At 38.5% G+C, this 870-nt stretch carries 1 protein-coding gene; it reads right to left on the reverse strand.

The features are described 5' to 3' along the window. Nucleotides 1-436: 436 nt before the first annotated feature. Nucleotides 437-870, reverse strand: a 434-nt coding sequence (locus J3U16_RS11980) for a hypothetical protein (RefSeq protein ID WP_267343205.1), incomplete at its 5' end; no start/stop codon positions are given.

Genomic DNA, 870 nt, shown 5'->3' on the forward strand with positions numbered 1-870 from the left:
GTCAAATTTTAGCCTAGTAGCTAAAACCGTGTAAAAAGTATAGTGATTGGAAAAACACGATGCAACACTTTTTTTCGCTCATTTATGTTAACTTTTGTAAATAGGATCTAGAGAAGATCTAATTTATAATTTATTAACTACTGTTTTAATTAAATATATCGCGATTACAAATCTTTAGAATTAGAAATTCAGTGATTTGGATCATTTAATAATTTTTAAATGAAATTTAACACCCCAAAAACCCCGTTCCTCAACTTTTTTTGCTAAAAAACCTCAAAAATAAACCCGCCTAGGCGGGTAATTGAAGCGTCGCTTAGCCACAAAATCGCTTTTTTATGGCTAAACGACGTTGACTCGAAGCTTACTTTTAATTGCTTAATACTATTTTTTATCACTCCCACCCCCACCCTAAAGATTATGGACGAAGAAATAAAAACTAAGGATGGGAGCAGAGTCCGTGGTTGGTGATGGTGGAGTTGGAGTTGGAAGAAACACCACCGCCCCTAACGGACACGACAAAATAGCCACTACCATTCAGGTCATTAGTCCAAACCAAATCTAGGTTTTTGAAGTCAATGTCTGAATAATGGTCCATGCTACCCCACTCTGGGACAAATCCAGCACCAATATGACGCATATAATAATTACCCGGCGAGGAAGGGGTGGCGCTAGGTACGACTACATCTGTACGAACTGCATTGGTTAAATCCCTTACGCCAGACATTCGATAACCAATACTATTACACCAAGATAAGATATTAGAAGGAGTGTCTAACTTAAAACCTCGGTGGACGAACCACTGCTTCAAAGTAAAACCATATTTGACGACTGGAGCACCATTACTATCACGACCGACCAACTCGAAGGTCT

Origin of the sequence: Gilliamella sp. B3023 (assembly GCF_026536845.1) — a bacterium.
In the GTDB taxonomy this organism is placed as follows: domain Bacteria; phylum Pseudomonadota; class Gammaproteobacteria; order Enterobacterales; family Orbaceae; genus Gilliamella; species Gilliamella apicola_E.